The 22,138-nt window shown below is 42.3% G+C and carries 14 protein-coding genes; 5 read left to right on the forward strand and 9 right to left on the reverse strand.

From position 1 onward, the window contains the following. The first annotated feature begins 15 nt into the window (after positions 1-15). Complete coding sequence (locus tag I4Q58_RS07225; RefSeq protein ID WP_203295219.1) at positions 16-534, forward strand: YciI family protein; 519 nt, start codon at positions 16-18, stop codon at positions 532-534. Here the strand turns inward: I4Q58_RS07225 and I4Q58_RS07230 are convergent, their stop codons facing one another. From I4Q58_RS07230 to I4Q58_RS07260, 7 genes are all read right to left on the reverse strand, one after another. After that, the gene (locus I4Q58_RS07230; RefSeq protein ID WP_203295220.1) at positions 535-1,122 is read right to left on the reverse strand and encodes a TetR/AcrR family transcriptional regulator; all 588 of its coding nucleotides are present in this window, start codon (positions 1,120-1,122) and stop codon (positions 535-537) included. 5 nt (positions 1,123-1,127) lie between these two features. Beyond that, positions 1,128-2,525 carry an efflux transporter outer membrane subunit gene (locus tag I4Q58_RS07235; protein WP_203295221.1) on the reverse strand — a complete coding sequence of 466 codons (1,398 nt, stop codon included), beginning with the start codon at positions 2,523-2,525 and terminating at the stop codon, positions 1,128-1,130. 18 nt (positions 2,526-2,543) lie between these two features. Then, positions 2,544-5,678, reverse strand: a complete 3,135-nt coding sequence (locus I4Q58_RS07240; RefSeq protein ID WP_203295222.1) for an efflux RND transporter permease subunit — start codon at positions 5,676-5,678, stop codon at positions 2,544-2,546. Between the two features lie 6 nt (positions 5,679-5,684). Then, the gene (locus I4Q58_RS07245; protein WP_203295223.1) at positions 5,685-6,806 is read right to left on the reverse strand and encodes an efflux RND transporter periplasmic adaptor subunit; all 1,122 of its coding nucleotides are present in this window, start codon (positions 6,804-6,806) and stop codon (positions 5,685-5,687) included. A gap of 13 nt (positions 6,807-6,819) precedes the next feature. Further along, on the reverse strand, positions 6,820-7,311 hold the full coding sequence (locus tag I4Q58_RS07250; protein ID WP_203295224.1) for a GbsR/MarR family transcriptional regulator: 492 nt from the start codon (positions 7,309-7,311) through the stop codon (positions 6,820-6,822). Between the two features lie 85 nt (positions 7,312-7,396). Then, positions 7,397-9,766: a penicillin-binding protein 1C gene (gene pbpC, locus I4Q58_RS07255; protein WP_236002854.1), complete on the reverse strand. Its 2,370-nt coding sequence runs from the start codon at positions 9,764-9,766 to the stop codon at positions 7,397-7,399. Positions 9,767-9,768: 2 nt separating this feature from the next. Continuing rightward, positions 9,769-15,303: an alpha-2-macroglobulin family protein gene (locus tag I4Q58_RS07260; RefSeq protein ID WP_203295225.1), complete on the reverse strand. Its 5,535-nt coding sequence runs from the start codon at positions 15,301-15,303 to the stop codon at positions 9,769-9,771. A 307-nt stretch (positions 15,304-15,610) separates the two neighbouring features. On the opposite strand from I4Q58_RS07260, the gene I4Q58_RS07265 reads away from it, so the two are divergent. The 4 genes from I4Q58_RS07265 (at position 15,611) to I4Q58_RS07280 (ending at position 20,707) form a co-directional block, all read left to right on the forward strand. Further along, positions 15,611-17,020 (forward strand): sensor histidine kinase, encoded by a 1,410-nt coding sequence (locus I4Q58_RS07265; protein ID WP_203295226.1) that lies wholly within the window; start codon positions 15,611-15,613, stop codon positions 17,018-17,020. A gap of 51 nt (positions 17,021-17,071) precedes the next feature. Further along, complete coding sequence (locus tag I4Q58_RS07270; RefSeq protein WP_203295227.1) at positions 17,072-17,854, forward strand: enoyl-CoA hydratase/isomerase family protein; 783 nt, start codon at positions 17,072-17,074, stop codon at positions 17,852-17,854. A 104-nt stretch (positions 17,855-17,958) separates the two neighbouring features. Next, positions 17,959-19,572, forward strand: a complete 1,614-nt coding sequence (locus I4Q58_RS07275; RefSeq protein ID WP_203295228.1) for a hypothetical protein — start codon at positions 17,959-17,961, stop codon at positions 19,570-19,572. A 31-nt stretch (positions 19,573-19,603) separates the two neighbouring features. After that, the gene (locus I4Q58_RS07280; RefSeq protein ID WP_394369326.1) at positions 19,604-20,707 is read left to right on the forward strand and encodes a PA0069 family radical SAM protein; all 1,104 of its coding nucleotides are present in this window, start codon (positions 19,604-19,606) and stop codon (positions 20,705-20,707) included. Here the strand turns inward: I4Q58_RS07280 and I4Q58_RS07285 are convergent, their stop codons facing one another. Next, positions 20,708-21,361, reverse strand: coding sequence for an HD domain-containing protein (locus tag I4Q58_RS07285; protein ID WP_203295229.1), 654 nt, complete (start codon positions 21,359-21,361; stop codon positions 20,708-20,710). Positions 21,362-21,363: 2 nt separating this feature from the next. After that, on the reverse strand, positions 21,364-22,110 hold the full coding sequence (locus I4Q58_RS07290; protein ID WP_203295230.1) for a lysophospholipid acyltransferase family protein: 747 nt from the start codon (positions 22,108-22,110) through the stop codon (positions 21,364-21,366). Between the last annotated feature and the right edge of the window lie 28 nt (positions 22,111-22,138).

Genomic DNA, 22,138 nt, shown 5'->3' on the forward strand with positions numbered 1-22,138 from the left:
TAATACCAAAACAATATGAAATACCTAATCCTTGTGTGCATAGGCAGTTTGATGTTCTTCGGAAGTTGTGAAGAGCGAATAAATTCGGGAGAAGCTACCTCTTCAACAACGAATATCGAGAGCACTGAAATAATGTCAACATCAGCTTCGGTAGAGGCTCAGAAAAAAGAATTGATGGACAGGGGCTATCAAATTTTCGATTATGTGGATGAAGCCTCAGGCGACACTATTTTAATGCAGCAATATTTTATCGCTTTTTTAAAACGTGGCACCCATCGCTCGCAAAACAAACAGGAAACCGACAGTCTCCAAAAGCTACATCTTGCACATCTCGGACGGATGTATGAAGAAGGCTATGCCGATATTTCGGGACCGTTTGGAGATGATGGTGATATACGTGGCATTACCATCTACAACGTTCCCACACAGAAAATGGCCGATAGTTTGGCCAATATGGACCCGATGGTGAAAGCAGGTAGGCTAGAGATTGAAATACATCCCTGGTGGGCCGCAAAAGGTTTTCCATTGCGTTGATTACGGAATGCTAATTTTATGGGGATGTGTGGCAATACCCCGCAAATTGTATATTATTAAGTGATTCAATAGTTCTTTTTTGGGATATTTTTCCTTTAAATCCCTCGACACAAGAACAGTGTCCATTTTAGAAAGGTACAGTTCACAAAAGAGATCAAGGTTTACTTCGGCGCGTATTTCACCATCTTTTTGCGCTTCTTCCAATAGGCCTTTTATCATATGGAATACAATTTCTTTCCGCTTTTCTTCATATTGACAATGCGCTTCGTGGTGATATTTTTTCATTTCGTGGAAAAAGGCGGGATCGTATTTTACCATTTGTTGAATTCCGTACCGATAGATAAGTACAAATTTTTCTAGGGCCGAAATATCCTTTTCAAGAATTCGATTTATTTTTTCAAAATGTCTATTGAAAATGAATTCTACGGTTTTGGCAAGTAATTCTTTTTTGCTTCTGAAATGTTGGTAAAGTGTCTTTTTTGAAATTTTCAGCGTTTCGCAAATATCCTCCACAGAAACACTTTTTGTTCCATAAAGCCGAAACTGTTCCTCGGCTGTTTCAATAATATGCTCTTTTACATCAATCATTATTCTTATTGCCAACCACCACCTAGTGCCAAGTATAGATTTACAACAGATTGCAGTTGATTGTTTTGTGCCGAAACTAATCCCAAACTCGAATTTAGGGCATTTTCGCGAGCCGTCAACACTTCCAGATAATTGGCAAGTCCGTTATCAAGCAGTTCTTCGGAATAATCGGTGGCGATGCTCAAGGCTTCGTATTCTTTTTGTCGTACTTCAATTTTTTCGGAAGCCGCCTCATACGAATATAAGGCATCGGAGACTTCCTTTGAAGCTGTTAAAAACGTCTGACGAAAATTGAGTCGTGCCTGTTCCTGTTGCGCTTGCGAAACTTCGTACTGTGTTTTAATCTGCCTACGGTTGAAAATAGGTTGCGCAAGGCCCCCTACAATCGTGGCAAAAAGTGAATTTGTGTCGAACAATTCTGTAATGTCCAAACTCTGTAATCCTCCGGTAGCTGTGAGCGTAAGCGAAGGATAGAAGTTGCTTCGGGCAACATTTGTCAATTCAAAAGTATTGATCAAATTGTATTCTGCAGCGATTATATCGGGACGATTTCGCAACAATTGAACCGGAACGCCTATAGGCAATTCACTGGTTATGATTTGTGCTTCCAACGTGCCGCGAGTAATTGTACCAAGCTCTGGCTCTTTTCCTAACAGAATGGACATGGTATTCTCCAAAATTTTTATGTCACGCTTTAAGTCGATTACCAATACCTGTGCGGTGTATAATTGTGCTTCAGTCTGTTTTACGGCTACTTCTGTTACCACACCGGCATCTTTTAATGCTTCTGTGGTTTCCAAACTGTTTTCTCGGTTTTCCACGGTTTCTTCCGTTACCCGAAGCTGTTCATCGAGTGCCAAGAGGTTGTAATATGCGGAAGCGATATCGGCAATCAACCTTGATTTTACGGCTTGGTGTGCAGCTACACTTTGTAAATAGGCAGCCTGTGTTGCACGTTTGTTACTTCGTATTTTGCCCCAAATATCGGCTTCCCAAGAAAGATTGGCACTTAGTTCATATTGATCAATAGAAGAAAACAATCCCCCAAATTGACTGTTTGACGACAATTCCTGATGTGTATATTGGGCGTTCGCGTTCACTGTTGGGAAATAGCCCACCTTGCCTTGTTTTGCATACGCTTCTGCGGCGATTATTTGCTGAAGCGCGACACGAATGTCGATGTTGTTTTCAAGGCCTTCTTCAATGTACTGTTTCAATTGCACATCAGTAAATAAATCTCGCCAAGAAACATCGGCCAAGGTTAAACTATCCTGTGGGAGATTGTCGGTGCGGTAATTGGCCTCATTCACAATTTCGGGACGCGAATATTCCTTTGCTACAAAGCAAGATTGCAGGCTAATTGCGACTATAGTGAATAAAATATATTTGAAATATCTTTTCATATCTATCAAAATATGCTTTTAGTTTTGAGTTTCTGCTTCTTTTGGAGTGCCTGAAATTTTATCCTGCAGCCATTGGAAGAAGATGTATAAAATAGGAATGACAAATACCCCTAGAATTGTACCTACCAATAAGCCTCCTACGGCTCCCGTACCAATGGCATTGTTTCCACGGGCACCGATTCCACTTGCGAAAACGAGCGGCAAAAGACCGATGATAAATGCAAAAGACGTCATTAAAATAGGCCGCAGACGAACTTTGGCACCTTCAAAAGCGGCTTCCATTCTTGAATAACCGGCCCTACGCCTTTGTAAGGCAAATTCCACAATCAAAATGGCATTTTTTGCTAATAGACCAATCAACATAATTAAGGCGATTTGGAAATAGATATTATTTTCCAATCCGGCGAATTTTGTGGTCATATACGCACCCATCACTCCAACAGGAAGTGATAGCAATACCGAAAGAGGGATTAAATAACTTTCATACTGAGCAGCCAGAATGAAATACACAAACAAAATACTCAACAAGAAAATAAAAGTGGTTTGATTACCGGCATTGATTTCCTCACGCGTCAATCCTGAATAGTCGATGGAGTAGTTTTGTGGCAAAGCAGTTTCGCTTACCTCTTGCACTGCCGTAATCGCATCTCCAGAAGAATACCCAGGAGCAGCGGCACCATTCACACTAGCGGAATTAAACAAGTTGAATCGCGTTACGGATTGGGGACCGTAAACACGTTCCAAAGTGATGAATTCGGTTATAGGCGCCATCGTTCCGTCGCCACTTCGCACGTATAGCGAATTCAAATCATCGGTTGTTGCACGGTCTTCTGGGAGAGCCTGCACATATACACGGTATTGTTTCCCGAAACGGGAGAAATCGGCCGCATAAATACTACCGATATATCCTTGCAATGTAGAAAGAATCGAGCTTACAGAAATTCCGGATTCTTTCGTCTTTGGAATGTTCACATCAATTTGGTACTGAGGATAATTTACATTGAATGATGTATTTGCATATTGAATTTCGGGACGTTGCATCAATGTCTGCAGATATTGTTGCGTTACTTCGTTCAAGTCGTTGAAACTACCGCCCGATCGATCCAATACTTCCAAATTGAAACCAGACGAAGCACTGAACCCAGGGATAGAGGGAGGTGAAAAGAAAAGCACATTCGCATCTGCAATGGTTGCACCCAGCCCAAAGAATTTTTGTGTTATGGCTTCTACCGATTTTGAATCGTCTTCACGTTCGCTCCAATTTTCCAATTTAGCAAATCCTAAAGCATAGTTGCTTCCTTGTCCATTCAAAATACTGAAACCATTGACTAAGGTAACGTTTTCAACACCTGGAACGTTTCGGAGCTTTAATTCCAGTTCCTTGGTAACTCCTACGGTACGATCCAAGGCCGCACCGGCAGGCAATTCAACATTAATGAAAACAATTCCGCGGTCTTCATCGGGAACGAATCCGGTAGGGGTTGTTTGTGAAGCCCAGAAAATGCCAACTGTTGCTAGAATTAAAACTAAAACCGTAATCCATTTGTGTTTGTAGAGAAACCCAAGAGACCTTACATAGCGGTTGGTAGCAGCTTTAAACCCGACATTGAATCCATCAAAAAATCTTCGAAGAAAATTTTTCTTTTTTTCTTTTTTGGTATGAGGTTTCAGAAAAAGGGCACTCATCGCTGGGCTGAGCGTTAAGGCATTTATTGCTGAAATGCCTATTGCGACCATTAGGGTTACACCAAATTGTTCATAAAAAACACCCGTGGGCCCTTGTATAAAGGTTACAGGAATAAATACCGCGCCCATTACCAAGGTAATGGAAATGATGGCACCCGTAATTTCGTCCATGGCGGAACGAGTAGCCGTAAGTGCGTTATTGGCGCCTTTTTCAAGTTTTGCGTGAACAGCTTCCACTACCACAATAGCATCATCTACTACAATACCGATGGCCAATACCAATGCGAAAAGTGTCAAGAGATTTATGGTATATCCAAATAAGTTAAGAAAAAAGAAAGTACCGATTATAGAAACCGGAACCGCAATGGCCGGAATCAAGGTCGATCTAAAGTCTTGAAGGAATAAAAATACCACTATAAATACCAAAAGGAAGGCTTCTACAAGGGTATAGAGTACGGTATCGATAGAGGCATTTAAAAATTCGTTGGTGTCGAAGTTTACTACATGCTTCACTCCTTTTGGAAAATTTTGGGAAAGCTCTTCAAATTTTTCATGTACTTCTTCAATGATTTCCTGTGCATTCGAGCCGGCGGTTTGGTAAATTGCCATATTTACCGCAGGGCTGCCGTTGGAAACGGAAACCACATTATATCCTTCCGCATCCAATTCAATGTCCGCGACATCCTTTAGTGTAAGATATTCTCCGTTGCCTAAGGCTTTTATCACAATATCTTCGTATTGGCTTTCTTCTTTATAACGTCCGGGATAGGTGAGGACATATTCAAAAGATTTGGCATTGTTTTGCCCCAAAGCTCCAGCAGCCGCTTCACGGCTTTGTTCATTAATGGCAGCGGTAACGTCAGTTGGAACTAGGTTGTATGCAGCTAATTTTTCAGGTTTTAGCCAAATACGCATGGCATAGGTTTTCGTGCCGAAAATCCGTACATCTCCCACCCCATCAATCCGTTTTAATTCTGGAAGGACATTAATATTTAGATAATTCTGAATGTAAGTGGCATCGTATTCATCGTTTTCAGATAAAACTGTGAGGAACATTAAGGCGCTTGTTTGCTGCTTTTGTGTAATTACTCCAGATTGTGTTACTTCAATAGGAAGCAGGGGGTTAGCCCGAGCAACACGATTTTGAACATTCACGGCAGCGATATCTGGATCCATTTCCTGATCAAAAAACACTTGAATGGTGGCGCGGCCGCTATTACTAGCCGTAGAGGTAAGATAGGTCATCCCCTCCACACCGTTTATTTGCTCTTCAATAGGGATAATTACACTCTCCAATACTGTTTGAGCATTTGCCCCTGGATAGTTGGCAGTTACTTGCACAGTGGGCGGGGCAATATCTGGATATTGGGTGGTAGGAAGCGTAGTAATGCCTAATACTCCCAAAATAACCAGTACGATGGAAACCACCGTAGAAAGTACCGGTCGTTCAATGAATACTTTTAACATAGTTCTTTATTTAAATGCCTGTTGTAAACTATTTGTGATGCTATCAAAAGAAGCGGGTTGTGGTACAATGGGTGTGTTGTTACGCAACTTTCCCACACCCTTTACAATAATTTTGTCTCCTTCTTGAATGCCTGATTGCACAATAATTAAATTATTGGCCCTGTCGATTACTTCAATAGGAGTGGCAACGGCAATGCTATCGCCCTGTACTCTATAGGTATAAATTTTGCCCTGCTGATCGTAGGTTGAAAATTCTGGAATTACAGTCGCATCTTCATATACGGTGGGAATTTTAATTTTCCCACTGTAACCATTAGAAAGTAAACGCTCTGGGTTGGGAAAAACAGCTCGAAATGATACTGTTCCTGTACCTACATTTACTTGTGAATTAATAGTTTCAATCGTGCCTTCATGCGGATAGGTTTCTCCATTGGCCAAAACCAATTCCACCTTTGGGAGGTTCTTAATTTTTGCATCCAAGCTTTCCCCTTCTGTATTTTGAATAAAATCCAGATATTCCTTTTCATTTAATGAAAAATACACATACACTTTACTAATATCAGAAACTGTCGTCAACGGCGTTTGCGAAGTTGGACTAACCAAAGCCCCCTCGCGAAGCGGGATTGCCCCCACATATCCATCTACAGGGCTTTTAATATTGGCATACCCAATATTTGCTGAAATACTGTTATAAGCGCTTCTTGCTTGTTCAAGTTGCGCTTTTGCAGTTTCTAATTGAACAGCACTAATTATATTTTTTTCTACCAAAGGCTTTAATTTGTCCACTTCCACTTGTGCAGCATTCACATTTGCTTTCGCAGCTGCGGCGTCTTGGCTTAAAGACTGGGTTTCCAGTTTAAAAAGCAATTGACCTTTGCGCACTTTTTGGCCTTCATCTACCAATACATCAGAAATGTATCCTGACACTTTCGCCCTAATTTCACTATTTACAATGCCTTCAATACTGGCAGGATAGGATTCATAGGCAGTCACTGTTTTTGTGGGAACCGTTACCACGGGAAAAGGTATTTTTTGTGGGCCCGTAGCAGCTTGTTCATTTTTTGAATCGCCACAGCTAGAGACTATAAGTGCCAAGCTGGATAAAGATATTAATATTGATTTTTTCATGTTCGGAAGGAGTTTAAGAAGTGTGATTTTTTTCAAATTCAGTTATCTTATCAATGGTTTCTTTCAAGTTTTGTTTTTGATTTTCTAAATAATCCAAGAATATATTCCCAATAGATTTGTTCTTTTTGAATTTATCTAGGTTATGCTCTTTGTTGAAACGGTCTATTTTTTTAATCACCTCAACTTTCTTGGTAACCTTGCGCAATTCATCTTCTAGCGAACCACGCAGATTGTGGTGGCCGTTGCGATAGTAACGTTTTCGCTCTCCAGATTTGGTATAGTACTCCAAATATCTGAGTTGGATAAGTAGGTTGAGACTTGTGGAAACCGAACTTTTGCTCGCTTGGGTTATCTGCATAATTTCATCAAAAGAATATCCTTCTTCTTTTGAGAGTAACGCAGTGGCAAAAATACGTGCCGCCAAAGGAGGTAGGTTCCCATATACTTCAAAATGAAGTCCTGTTTCCTCAATCAACTTCTTTTTTTCTTCGGAACAAATCGCCATAATTTTTTTTTAAACGGTACAAAAGTATATTTGGTTCGGAACATACCGAACCAATAAAATCTTAAATCATTGTTAATTTTTTTGTTTAGAGTTCGGATGTAGCTTGAACCCTAACCGTCTGTTGAAGTCGATTTCCTTCAGAATCAACTACTGTCAACACATGCGGACCGGGTTTGGGAAGAAGTGCGATTTCATGAAAAGTGGTTGTCGTATTAAGGAAGGTATCGTCCCAATACCAATACACAGAAGTTTCTGTATTTCGATGTGCTAGCTGGAAGATGGTTTCTTGGATATTTTCCTCAAAATTCTTTGCCAAAAGAATTGTTTCATTTTGCTTGGGAAAGATAAACTCCATCACTTTTTCTCCCTCCTTCAAACAATCACTCCGGTAGGGAGGAAGAGGCTTGTATTCAGGGTGAAGCGGAGCATAGTAATATTCCATAACTGGCGGAAGACTAAACCAGGATCGTTGTTTCATTTCTGCTAGGGAATAGCAAGAGGAATTCACGCGATACCCACCTGCAGTATCTGTAAAAACGGTATTATGGTAGGGACATGGTGCTGTTCGAATTCCTTTCTTCGGAATAAATTCTGAAATGGTTTCAATACAAGAAACACCAGCCAAATGACCACTTTCAGTACAAACCTTAGTTTCTACTAATTCATCGTAAGGCGTCGCAAACCAATCGGAAGCAGGCAGGGTTTGAAACACATCGAAAAGCACAGGGGCCGCTGCTTGGATGCCTGTTAGACCAGGGCGACCTTCACCATCGGCATTTCCCACCCACACGCCCACGGCATATCTCGCGGTGACGCCCACCGCCCATGCATCCTTAAATCCGAAGCTAGTTCCAGTTTTCCATGCTATGGGCTGCGAACTGCTAAAAAACTGCCAGTTTTCTTCTCCTTGCGGTCTATGAACTTCCCGTAAGGCTTCAAAGGTTTTGTAAATGGCGCCGGCATCAACAACGGGAGGAATTGTACTTTTTTCTTCTGAAAAAACATGATTATCTAACCTATAATGTGGTTTGTGAAAGTCGTCTTTTCTATACTCACTGGAAGTTTTGTTGAAATAATTTAACGTTGAAGCCATGCCGGCATAAGCCGAAGTGATTTCCCAGAGGGAGCTTTCCGCACCTCCTAAAATCATGGACAGTCCATAATGATTGGCCGGTTTGTCTATTTGCTGAAATTGCAGTTTTTCCAATTGCCTATGGAAGCGCTGTAAACCGTATTCGCGAAGCATACGGACCGCCGGAACATTCAGGGAACGCGATAAAGCTTCACTCGCTGGAACTGCTCCGTGATAGCGTTGATCGAAATTTTCTGGGCTATAGCCATTAATAACGGTAGGGACGTCGGCAACAAGCATATCCGGCAATAATTCACCACTATCCATCAACGAAGCAAAGAGGAATGGTTTTAAGACGCTTCCAGTGCTTCGCGGCTTATCGATGATATCCACAAACGGGTTGTTGTCTTTTGAAGTAGGGGCATTTCCGATATAGGCCAACACCTCCTTGGTTTCAACATCCAACACCAGCACCGCCATATTATGGATTTCGTTTTGCTTCAATTGCGAATGATGTTCGAACACCAAACGGTTTACCTTTTCCTGCAACTGCAAATCGATGGTACTCTTCAAACGTTGCCCGTTATATTCCTTTCGGACCTTTTCAGTGAAATGATACGCCATATCGGGTAACGGAACAGGTGTTCCGGGAAGTCGCTCGTCCAATGCCAACTCATAGGTATCTTCAGCAATGATTCCCTTTTCGAAAAGCTTCAACAATAAGGCATCCCGTTTTTTTCGGAAGATTGTTTCATTCTTCCCTGGATAGACGAGCGCGGGAGCATTCGGCAACACGGCCAAAGCAGCCGACTGTCCCCAACTGAGTTCGTTCGCGGGAATTCCAAAGTAGCGCCAAGCAGCGGTTTCCAACCCCACCACATTGCCACCAAAGGGCGCTTGTGAAGCATACAGCTGTAAAATTTCTTCCTTCGAATAACCTGCTTCCAAACGTGTAGCCTGAAATAGTTCGATTGCCTTTTCCCAATAGGTTCTATTTTCCTTTCGAGACAGACGAATGACTTGCTGCGTTAAAGTACTGCCACCACGACGTGTATCGGTGGTCATGTTTTGCCATAGGGCTTTGGTCATCGATACGGGATTAAATCCAGGATGCTGATAGAAGTATTCATCTTCAAAATAAAGCAAGCACTGCTCGAAACGGTACGGCACCGAATCGATTTTAGGAAACCGCCACTGACCGTCATCGGCAATTCGTGCTCCTAACAATTCGCCAGTTCTGCTTTCAACTACTGTGGAAGTAGGCGTGGTGAAAAGAGGCGATGGCAAACAGAACAACCAAAGCAATAGCAATAGCAAACCGCCACCAACCCAAAACCGGTATCGGTAGGTGAAGGAAGCGATATGTTCCATTGCTTTTTTCATTTTTACTGCTGAACCGTTATCCACTTCCCTTTGTTTCGGGCGTAATAGGTGTTATCGTACATGGCATCCACTTGTGCACCCGGCAAATAATAGGTGCCGAGATAGGAAGCATTCAGCTTGGCGGTAAAAGTCTTTGATTTTTTAGCCCTTAAATCGAAATAATACTGAACCCTATCGTCGCGAATATCCTTGTATCGTGCGTTTCCTTCCGCACCACCGCCCAATTCGGTGAAACTGGTGTTTACGATTTCCCAACCACTCGGGAAAATTTGGGTAAGGGCAACATTGTCGATATAACTGCCGCTTGTATTTGTAACAGTAATCTCAGCATTGATTTCGGTTCCCTGACGAAGGGTTGAAACGTCCATCGTTTTACCTTCCCCATCGAAATAACGAACCCGTAATTCAAGATTTCGTGCTTCGACCAACTCTTCTCCGAGAGGCAGTTTCCCTTGTTGCGATAGGGTAACGTATACGGTATTATCCTTTTTATTGGTGACTTCAACAGTATTGTTGCCCATTTGAATACCCAACTCCCGCAATGCAATGGCACGATCGGTTTTTAATTCTTCTGTTTTACCATTCTTTCGAAAGGTAACCGTCATTGCCTTACCACCATTTTTATTCACCATCCGTGCCATGGCCATCAAGCCGTAAGCGGTTTCTTGAGTGCTAAACCAACGTTGGGAGGAAAGTTCCTTCGCAAGTGAAAGCGCTAACTCACGCTGTTCAGGATCTTCCAAAATGACCATGGTTTCCAAGGCCATCGCTTTGTTCCGGAAAGGCGAGCCATAGGTATAGCGTTGATAGGGCTTTGGTTCGAAATAGATGTTTGCGGAAGAAGCTAAATCTTTGGCGACCGATGCTTTTCCTGCCAATGCATACGCAGCTGCCAAACGCCATTTCGCTTCGTTGTTAATATACTTTGATTCACGCAAGCGGTTCATTGCCGCTAGTTCGGGTTGACCCGCCAATGCCAAGGTGTAAAGGCGATAGGCTTGGGTATGACTGCTGTTATAAGACGTCTGACTGTTTCGCCATTCGCGGGCTGCTTTTTTCTGATACTGCAACCAATTGCTCAGGAAGGTAATCGGAAGAGCATAGCCTTTCTCTTTGGCTTCCAGCATAAAATGTCCAACATAGCTCGTACTCCAATCATCAACATATCGTTCGCCGGGCCAATAACTCATACCGCCGGATGTGTTTTGATAATTGCCCAATTTACGGATCGCCGCTTCCACATTTTTCTGAATCTCTTGTTTCTTATCATAGGTAATGTCGAAGACATCTGCCAAATACAGTTGCGGAAATGCTGCTGAAGTAGTTTGCTCCACACAGCCATGTGGATAGCGAATTAAGTATTCCATCCGTTTGTTGAAGTTCATCGGTGGCAAGGTTGAAAACTCCAAGCTGGCCGAGTTTGTTCCAGCCACGCCAAAGGTCTCAAAAGTGATCGTTTCCGATCCATTCTCCGTAAGCGTATAAGTTTTGGTACGTTGGGTGATGGGGTTTGGATTTTCCACGTCGATCTCCAATGCGTAGCGAGCGGTTTCACCACTTCCCGAAGCCATGACCTCAATGGTTTGGATGTCTTCACTTGGTAGTACTTCAAATTCAAAATTGACGATTTTTTCACCTATTTCGGAAAAGGAAATCGACTTGGTGGTGCCTTCCAAAGGTTTCAGGGCATCGCTCACTTTTAGATTGATTGAAGCATTCTTCACCTTCGATTCCATAGCAAAGACCGTTACTGGAATGGTAACCTTTTCACCGGGTGAAAGCTTTCGCGGAACCGAAGCCAATACCATTAGGGGTTTTCGAACAGGCGTTGTTTCTTCAACAGCACCATAGGCACCATCAGAGGCATTTCCAGCGACCACCATCGTCCGAACCGAACCGATATAGTTTGGCATTTGAATACGATGGGTAGCTTTTTTACCAGCATCTAGTTGAAAAGGGCCTAAATATTTCACCACGGGCTTAAAACGATCAGCTTTTTTGTTCTTTGCACCAGCCGCAGCATCGCCACCACCAATAGCGTAGATATTCGAAACACTTCCCGAATGCGCTCCGATAACATCATCAAAAATATCGAATGTCTTTACGCCCAACGCTTCACGGCTGTAGAAGGCTTCATGAATTTTAGGGGTTTGGAAACGTGTTAAATCGAGTAAGCCTTCATCTACTACCGCCAATGTATAGGTCATGGTGCGATTGTTTTTTTCTGAAACTGTTACTTTGAAAGATTCTTCTGGCTTCAACACGGTTGGCATATCGATAGTGGGGTGAAGGATGGTTTTCGGATTTTCTACCTTCAACGGAATAACACCGTACAATCGAATGGGATGATCGTTCATCGTTTGTTCGTGTGGTTGAAGCAATGAGATATTCACATAAATATTCGGTGCCATATCCTCCGTCAGTCGAACAGCTGCTTTTGTTTCTCCTTTGTTGGTTTCAATCCAATGCGTTGCCAACACTTCGGTACCATTTTCAATACTGATCAACGCACGTCCGTTACTGCTGGAAGGAAATGTGATAAAGGCCTCTTCACCTACTTTGTACGACTCCTTATCGGCTGAAAACACTAACATTTTCGAACTTTCCGCATCGCCATCGGTAGGCGCTTTCCACCAATTTCGATAGAAGTACGTCACCCGTCCCGTAGCATGCCCAGATGACTCGTCGACGACGCGAATTAGATAGCGACCGCCTTCTTCCTCGGGTATGTTGAGATTGAAGCTTCCTTTTCCTTGGGCATTGGTCGTGACGGTAATATTTTGAACCGGTCGATGCACGGTTGCGTTTTCATAGCGGCTTAGGTTATCCCTTCCACGATTCCACCACCAACGCCATTCGATTTTGAAAATTTTTACCTGTAGGGTCCGGTTAGCTGCTGCTTTTCCTTTTTCATCTACCGACACCACATCGAATTCGGTGTTTTGGTCGGTGTTGTACGAGCCATAGCGATGGGGTTCTGGAGAGCGTAGGCCAACAAAATGCGAATAGGGAGCTAAGTTCTTTGAAAACACATCTAGTGAAAAATCGCCTCCGCCTTCATACACCTTTGTCAAAAAGGTTGCCTGCAACATGCCCGGTGCTTTGTCGCTTAGTTGAAGTTGCTTCGAGAAGTCCAAGTTTCCGTCCGAAGATAGTTGCTGTTCCAATATTGGCAATTCCACTTCATCGAAGGTGCGAACCGGATCGGTGAAGTCGTATTTTGGCCAATCCTTAAAAGCGGTTTGGGTGCTTCGAAGGGTGACGTCCATTTCCATTTTAAGGTTCCGGGCTGGTGCGCCATGTAGCCACGTAGAAGAAGCATTTCCGGCAATCGGTTTTTTTGAGGAAAGCACTTCGTCATCAAAGTTCAGCTTAATTTTTAATCGATTTGGCTTTACGGTCGCGACGCGAAGCGTTTTGGTAAACTGCACGCCGCCTACCGAAACGGTTGCTAGGTAATTTCCCGTTGGTGAATTTTGGGTTGTTTTTAAAGGGAAATAGTAAAAATTGTTCTTGACTTGTGGTCCACTTTTCAAGACTTGCTTTTCGAGTAATTTGCCACGGGGATCGGTTAGGTGAAGCGTAACCGGATGGTTTTTGGGAAGCGGATTCGCCTTGTCGTTCAATACGAATGTAAGGTGAATGCTATCGCCGGGGCGATGCACGCCGCGTTCGGTATACAGAAAGCCTTTTAGTCCTTTTTGAAGTTCTTTTCCTGAGACGTCAAATTTGCTGAGCGAAAGGGCATTTCCATCGGCTAGTTTTGCATACGCATAGTTATCGCCTTTTTGCGCTACAGCAAACGATACGGTCTTTTCACTATCATAGAGCGTCATCCCTTCCGAATCGGTCGTAACCGTTTCAATAAGTTGTTGCTGATAGTTGTAGAGGCGAATCTTGGTGCCCCTTTCCGGCTTTGCCGAAAGCAGATTGGTGGTTGCAAAATGATAGCTGTTGTTCTTACCCTTTTTAACGATTAACCCAAGGTCGCTTCCCAATACATTGGTGGTGACAAAACGTTCTTGATTGTAGTAGGCCGGATGACAAGGATTGCCCTCTTCTTCCCAGTTATAGGTGTAATTTCGCCAGTTATAAAGCTCATTGTCCCAATATCGTTCTTCGCGTTCCTCCGCGGTGCCGTCGGCTTCACTTGAAGCCAATATTTCTTTTATGGAAGTTTCATTGCCACCACAGTCGTAAGCAATATATTCAGGTTTAAAGCTGAACTCAACCTGATACAGCGCGCCCGGTTCGGTTTTGAAGAATTCGGATAGGTTCAGACCATAGCCTTTCCAATCGCCATTGGTCTCTACCATGGCCTCGGATAAATCGATGGTTTTTTTGGCCACTCTTCGTCCGACGCGTTTCACATTATACCAATCGCTGTTGTTCAGGTCGGCACCCTGTAAAAACTGAAGCATATTATTTTCATAAATACGCACTACGCGAACGTCGACCGCCTTCAAATTGACTGCCTCGAAATAGATGGGCGTATTTTTGGAGTCAGGCAGAATCGTTCCCTTTGATAACAATCGAACGGCAGGTTTCATAGGTTCGAAGGAAATTAATTCACTGAACTCTTTCTTCAACCCAAATCCTTCAGCACTTTTTATGCTTTCAAATAATGTAAGTCGAACTTCACCTGAAATCCGATTTGAGGGATACACAAACAATACATTTCCATTTACTTCAAAGCGGAGGTCTTCTGTATTTTCCAGCGTTACCAGTCCGTTAAAATCCTGATCGGCCTGAAGTGGATCAGAAAAATTGATGGAGAGCGACGCCTGCGGACTATGGGTCGCGTTGAGATCGACCACCTTGAAATTGTCCCGTCCAGGAATCGGAAAGGTAGTTTCGCCCTTATTTTCTGAAGAAATAGGATCGCCGTTCCATTTCAGCTGAATCTCGGAATCTTCAACCTTTCGTTGAATGCTATCGATTGTAAATCCAAAATATCGAGCGTAGCCTTCTTCCGTTTCCATTGTAAGTGAAAGGTCTTCTCCATTTTGCGTTACCGAAAGCAATTTTTTGGCGTTTTCGAGGGAAATAAGATCGCTGGTCTCGATACTTCCGGTTACATATTGCCATTGCTTGCTGTACGATTGGAGGTTATCGAGTTGCACTTTGAAGGCTGGCGTGATGGTTTTAAACCGAAAGGTGTATGCACGGAATTCCTTTTCAACCGATTCGTAGAGTTTCTTTAGTTGAAGGGTGACGGTATATTCGGTGTCCGGTTGAAGGTATTCCTTTGGTTGAAAGAGCAGGGTGGTCGCATTTTCTACGACAAGCATTCCCTCGGTTTTCGGATGGATGTCGATATATTCTGAAGGAAGTTCTTGTGCTATTTCATATTGTAAAAGCGGTTGTGCCAAATCGATTCGGATGGGGTCGGCAATGCTCTTTATACCATAGGTATGGTGGGTGATGTAGTCTTTAAATTTGAAGAGGTTGTCGGTATCGTCTGTATCGGGCGAGTTGTCGCAGGAGGTGAAAAAAATGACGGTTAGCAGCAGGAAAAAACGGAACGTGGCTTTCATACGTTGATGGTTTTGAACATTATTAAAATTACTTAGAATGTTGGGAACCGCAACGACAAAATCGATTGAAGATCGAAATTTATCGCACGTACGTTGGGAGAGAGATGTGCTAGTATAACGGACATGTTCAGAATATTCGTATTTGTGCTTCTTAGTTTTAGCAAGAGTTTAACAGCTAGGGAGACAAGGGTCAAGGGCGGAAGAAATCAAAATATAAAAATGCTTTGGCGCAATAATTGCTATCTTTCTTCAAAAATTACACGTGGCCTTTTATACCAAGTCTCTTCGTAACAGGATTTTCTTCTCCATGATTTTATTGGTGTTGTTGGCCTCTATTCTTATTGCGGCTGTAACGGTATATCAATATCGGGAGGAAGCAAAGGATTATCATCGCGAGCGTTTACAGCGAAAGGAAGCCGCTATTCGGGAGAATATTCAGTATGTACTCGAAAAGACGACCTATCCGGTTGAAACTGGTAAAATTCCCCTCATATTTAAGGATGAAATCTATAAGATTAAGGAAATCCATAACCTTGAATTATACCTATACGATTTGGATGGTAATTTGTTGAAGTCGTCCAAAGCAAGCTTCATCAGGGATTCCACCATCCAAAAAATGCCGGACTATGCTTTACAGGCTATTCGCACGGCTCAAGACAAACGTTTCGTGGAAAAATTTGAAGAGGCCGGCCAAGATTATCAGTCGTCGTATTCCTATATCACCGACAATTATTTCAAGCCGTTGGCGATTCTGAATCTACCGTATATCGAGGACGATGATTTCATCAACAAAGAGATGAATGAATACCTTTCGCGTTTGGGAGCAGCCTATTTAGTGATGCTTATCGTGGCTATTGTATTGGCGTATTTCCTTTCAAAATATATTACGCGCTCCTTAAACGAGATTAGCGATAAGATTAATGAAACAAGACTCGATAAGAAAAATAAGCGCATCTATATTCAGAATACCACCGAGGAAATTGCGACAGTGGTAACTGCTTACAATAGTATGATCGACAAGCTAGAGAATAGTGCCGCAAAACTGGCGGCCAGTGAACGGGAAGCGGCGTGGCGCGAAATGGCGAAACAGGTGGCGCATGAAATCAAGAATCCGTTGACGCCTATGCGACTTACGGTACAGAGTTTTGAACGGAAGTTCGATAGAAACGATCCCGAGGTGGAAAGCAAATTGCGCGAGTACAGCAACACGCTTATTCAGCAAATCGATACCATGAGCAGTATTGCATCAGCCTTTTCAAATTATGCGAAAATGCCTGCGCAGCAAGATGAAACCTTGAATGTGGTAAAGATTACGAAATTGGCGTTGGACATTTTTAATGAATCGTATATCTATTTTCATTCTGAAGAGGATGAGATTATCGCCAAATTCGATCGTACACAATTGATACGTGTTATAACGAACCTTGTAAAAAACAGTATCCAAGCTATTGAACAGGCTGAAACTCCCGATCCACGGGTTGAAGTTTCTGTCGTGTCGGAATCGAAAATGGTTGCAGTCCTAGTGGCCGATAACGGTATCGGTATTGCAGAAGAGAATCTTGAAAAAGTCTTCGAACCTAAGTTTACGACAAAGTCTAGTGGTATGGGATTAGGGCTAGCGATGGTCAAAAATATTGTTGAAACCTATGGCGGTAGTATTAGCGTGAGCTCCGCAGCCGACAAAGGAACAGTCTTCACGGTACGCTTTCCAAAGTAGTTTCTGCCTTTAAATGCGTATTTTTGTAGCCAAAAGAAAAATTGAAACACTATGAGCTACAGCAACCTACTGTATAAAACAAATGATGGACTTGCTACGATTACCATCAATCGACCAAAAAAATTAAATGCTTTAAACCAGGAAACCATCGCTGAACTTCATAAGGCGTTCAAAAAAGCGGACGATGACGATGCGGTGAAAGTGATCATCGTTACCGGTTCTGGGGAAAAAGCTTTTGTTGCTGGAGCGGATATCAGCGAATTTGCCGATTATTCGGTGTCACAAGGACAAGAACTGTCCGCGAAAGGGCATGCCACACTCTTCGATTTTGTGGAACATCTATCTACTCCCGTTATCGCAGCCGTAAATGGTTTTGCCTTAGGTGGCGGACTGGAGTTAGCCATGGCAGCCCATTTCCGTACGGCAAGCGATACTGCCAAAATGGGATTACCTGAAGTATCCTTAGGCGTTATACCAGGCTATGGTGGAACCCAACGACTTCCAGAATTGGTAGGAAAGGGCCGTGCGATGGAAATGATCATGACGGCGGGAATGATTGATGCTACCCAAGCGCTACAGTACGGCTTGGTAAATCATGTAACCGAACTTGGCGAACTCATGGAGTTTACCGAAAAGATTGCCCGAAAAATAATGAAGAATTCTTCCGTTGCCATTGCTTCAGCAATCAATGCCATAAATGCTGGTTTCGAAGAAGGTGAAAACGGTTATGAAACCGAAATTACTGAGTTCGGGAAGTGTTTTGGGACGGCCGATTTTAAGGAAGGTACCAGTGCATTTTTAGAGAAACGGAAAGCTAATTTTCCTGGGCAATAATTGCTATTAGAATATTTTCAGGACATTGCGGAAGGACTTTAGTTTTGGTATTATCGCCTTACAATGCCTATTTTACAGGCTTTAAAAAATAATCGAAATTTAAAATGAAGTACACAATTCTGCTACTTATCTCGATAATTAGCACTGGTTTTCTATATGCACAAGAACCATCTATTATTCAAAGCAAAGTTTTTGAAGATGAGCATAAAACAACACTGCTTTTCGCTGAAGAAACTGTTAATGACAAGATCGTGGTTGTCCGAAACTTTCTATCACGTTATTCCAGACCTTTAGGATATTATGTGGAAACCTATGACAAGAATCTTGAACTTATCTCTAGAGGTGTTATTGAGGTAGATAAAAGCGATTTGCAAAAAATGTATTTGCGTGACGGCAAAATAGTTCTAATCGACTTTAGATACCTTAGAAAAGAAAAAAGTTATGCCTTTTATGCCATAACATCGCCTATTGATAATATCAGCTTTTCCGAAACCAAACTTCTCGAAGTAGATCGTTCACGAATAGATAAATACGACCATTTCGGGATTCGGAAAGAACCAGAATATAATATTCACGACTCTTTCTCCTTCGGAAGTGTAGTGGTGTCTGAAAACAAGCAGTATGTAGGTGTTAATCTATTTGTAAAAGAAGAGAAATCCAATTTATTGGAGATGTCGATTTTCAACGTAGACTTTAAGAACTTACATTCTCATACGTTGAATGTTACCAATGAAGATAGCTCTAGAAGCATTCCGGTATCAATTTCTAAATTTCATGAAGTGGAGATAGACGATCAAGGAAATGCTTTTGTCCTTACAAAAAGCTATAAAAAGGTGTTCGGCAGAGAAAGGAAAAATGACCTTCCGGATTATTCTTATAAATTGATCAAAGCTTCACCGGTTGGAAAAGCGGATATCCGTTTAGAATTAGAAGAAAAATTTGTGGCTCATATGAGTCTGGCAATTAAAAACGATCAAATTTTCTGTGTTGGTCTATATGCTGAAGACACCTCAAATAGCTTTAATCTGACGGGAAAGACCGGGATTATAAGATATGATTTGGATGCGAAATCATTTGAGATTATAAATAGCTCTACCACAAAATTCTCTTCAGATTTGATGGAAGATATCGCGCCAAAAAATAGAGATGTAGGAGGCAAAATAATCAATGCTATTACCGGTAGGGATAGTATGGATAAAGCGGGCGTATATGGTTATATCCCTAGGGATTTGACTGTTCTTTCAAACAATGATATTGTAATCGAATTGGAGCAATTCTTCATTACAATCGGAGATCGGAACATGTCTTTTTCCTGTTTTTACGGAGATATCATCTTATTACGATTAGGGAGCGATGGCGCCTTAACTATGGCAAGAGGTATCAAAAAATCAACGGCAACAAGCGATTGGGATGAAGTGCCATTAAATTCATTTGCGGGACTTCATAGGCCAGATGAGCATCACTTATTCTTTAACGCTAAAAGCGAAGAGCAGTTAGACGCTGGAAGAGTTGAATATGTGGACAATGATGATTTGGCACGTATTTATCATACTATAATTACAAAAGACGGAATAAAAAGTACGAATGCAATCTTTAATTCCTACATAAGGAATTGGAATTTTGAGTTTCATTTTGCAAAACAATTGAACAACAATACCCTATTAGTTGAAACCTCTAAGAATGGTTTCCCTCAATTATTCAAAATAATACTGGAATAATTCCAGATTAAAAAGGAAATAATCCTAATAAATGAATACCTTTGATCTTTCTTCAAAGGTATTTTTTATGTCCAATTCCCTTAAAGGCCGCGGAGCGCAGCAGCGTATTCATAATAGGTTTGATTCGCTTTCGCATGAGTTGCGGGACGATTTTTTGAATTACTGCGAAGCCGAGGGCGAAGAAGCGGATACTAACAAAACAAACTACTTAGAAGTATTTCCTAAGACCTTCGTGAATAAAGTGACGAGTCCCGACGTGGGAATGGGGTATTCTGCCAATCCATATCAAGGTTGCGAGCATGGTTGTGTGTATTGCTATGCCCGAAACAGTCATGAATATTGGGGGTATGGTGCCGGACTCGATTTTGAAAGGAATATTTTGGTGAAGAAAAACGCACCGGAATTATTGGAGGCGAAATTACGTTCGAAAAGTTGGGAAGGCGATACTATTGTGTTTTCTGGTAATACCGATTGCTATCAACCTATTGAGCGGAAACTTCAAATAACCCGAAAATGCTTGGAGGTAATGTTGAAGTGGAAGCATCCCACAGGTATCATCACAAAAAATGCGCTGGTACTTCGCGATTTGGATGTATTGAAGGAATTGGCACATTTGAATTGTGCAGCAGTGAATCTTTCCATCACTTCCCTTTCAGAGAAAACCCGGCGCTTACTCGAACCCAGAACCGCAACCATAAAACAACGGCTAAAGGCTGTTGAAACATTGTCGAGTAATGGCATCCCCGTTCGGGTGATGATGGCGCCAATAATTCCCTCGCTCAACAGCCACGAGATTTTGCCTTTGGTGAAGACCGTTGCCGATGCCGGTGCGCAGGATGTTAGCTTCACGGTGGTTCGATTAAACGGACAAATAGCAGAAATTTTTAGGGATTGGGCGTATAAAACCATTCCCGATCGCGCCGAGCGCATTCTGAATCAGATTGCGGAATGTCATGGTGGAAAGTTGTACGATAGTGAGTGGGGAAGACGTATAAAGGGTTCTGGAACCCTTGCCGAACAGCTGCATGAAACCATGGCGGTAGCCAAACGGAAGTACTTTTCAAAAATAGAAGGCTTTTCCATGAATACATCGCATTACCTTCAATTAAAAAATCCACAGATGAAGCTGTTTTAGTCACCGTTCACCGTTCCATTCCCCATAAAATTGTTCGAGATAGGTTTCCATAAAGGCATGCCGTTGTTCTGCCAGCCTTCTGCCTGTTTCGGTATTCATCCGATCTTTCAACAACATTAATTTTTCATAGAAATGATTGATCGTAGGAGCAGTCGATTTTTTATATTCTGAAGGCGTCATATCCAATTTGGGTGAAATGGAAGGATCGTACAGTTTTCGATTTTTATAGCCACCATAATTAAAGGTCCGTGCAATGCCAATGGCACCAAGCGCATCCAATCGATCGGCATCCTGAACGATTTCCAGTTCCTTCGATTGAAACGTACTTTCTTGATTTCCTCCCTTAAAGGAAACATAGCGAATGATATTTTCGATATGTTGAATGCTTGCTTCTGAAACATTCTCCGCCTCCAGAAAATGTCTGGCTTTTCTGGGGCCAACACTTTCGTGGCCTTCATAAAATTTACTGTCAGCGATGTCGTGAAGCAAGGCGCCAAGCAAGACGATGGCTTCATCAGCTTGCTCCTCCTGAAGAATACGTTTCGCATTTTTAAACACACGTTCGATGTGAAACCAATCATGCCCGCCTTCAGCAGTAGCCAATGCATCCTTTACAAAATTGATGGTATTTTCAATAAGGGAAGAATGCTTCATAATTAATTGAGGTCGATATGCGATTTTACCGTCGCTTCTACTTCGTTGATAAGGGCATCGGGTTCATATTCTGAAACCTTGAGCGAAGGATGTACGATAAAGATGAGGTGCGTTCCGATAGGAATGGGGAACATGCCAAAACGTTGCAATCGCCATGAGTGACTAATACTTACCGGCAAAACATGGGCATCGGGAGCGTTTTTAAATAAGGTCAGCAGCCCTTTTCGCTTAAAGGGTTTCGGTACGCCGTCGCGACTGCGTGTTCCTTCGGGAAAAATGACAACACTTCGTTTATGTTCCTGAATATACCGACCAATTTTTTGGATCTGTTGGGTTGCCTGTTGCGGGTTTTTACGGTCAATTAATACAGAACCACCATATTTCAGGTTATAGGAAATGGTTGGGATCTTTTTGCCCAATTCAATTTTTGAAATGAATTTAGGATGATACTTTCGAAGAAACCAAATGATGGGTGGAATGTCCCACATGCTTTGATGATTGCTTGCAATAATGATTGGAACATTGTTCGGAATGCTACTATGAACCCGAACATCGTAGGTAGTTCCTAGAACATGTAAGCTTCTAACAATAAGCAGATTAAACCAGTCGACACTATTTTTATGGGCTTGATAGCCGAAAACGCGTAAGCAAATACGTTGAATAGGATCAAAAAGCAGCAAGAAGAATCCGAAAAGGATATAAAATATCACCGAAAGCGGATAGCTCAATATTTTGGAAACGGTTTTCACAGTATATCAAAAGTAAAAAACCGTTCCC

The sequence above is a fragment of the Luteirhabdus pelagi genome (genome assembly GCF_016827595.1).
In the GTDB taxonomy this organism is placed as follows: Bacteria; Bacteroidota; Bacteroidia; order Flavobacteriales; family Flavobacteriaceae; genus Luteirhabdus; species Luteirhabdus pelagi.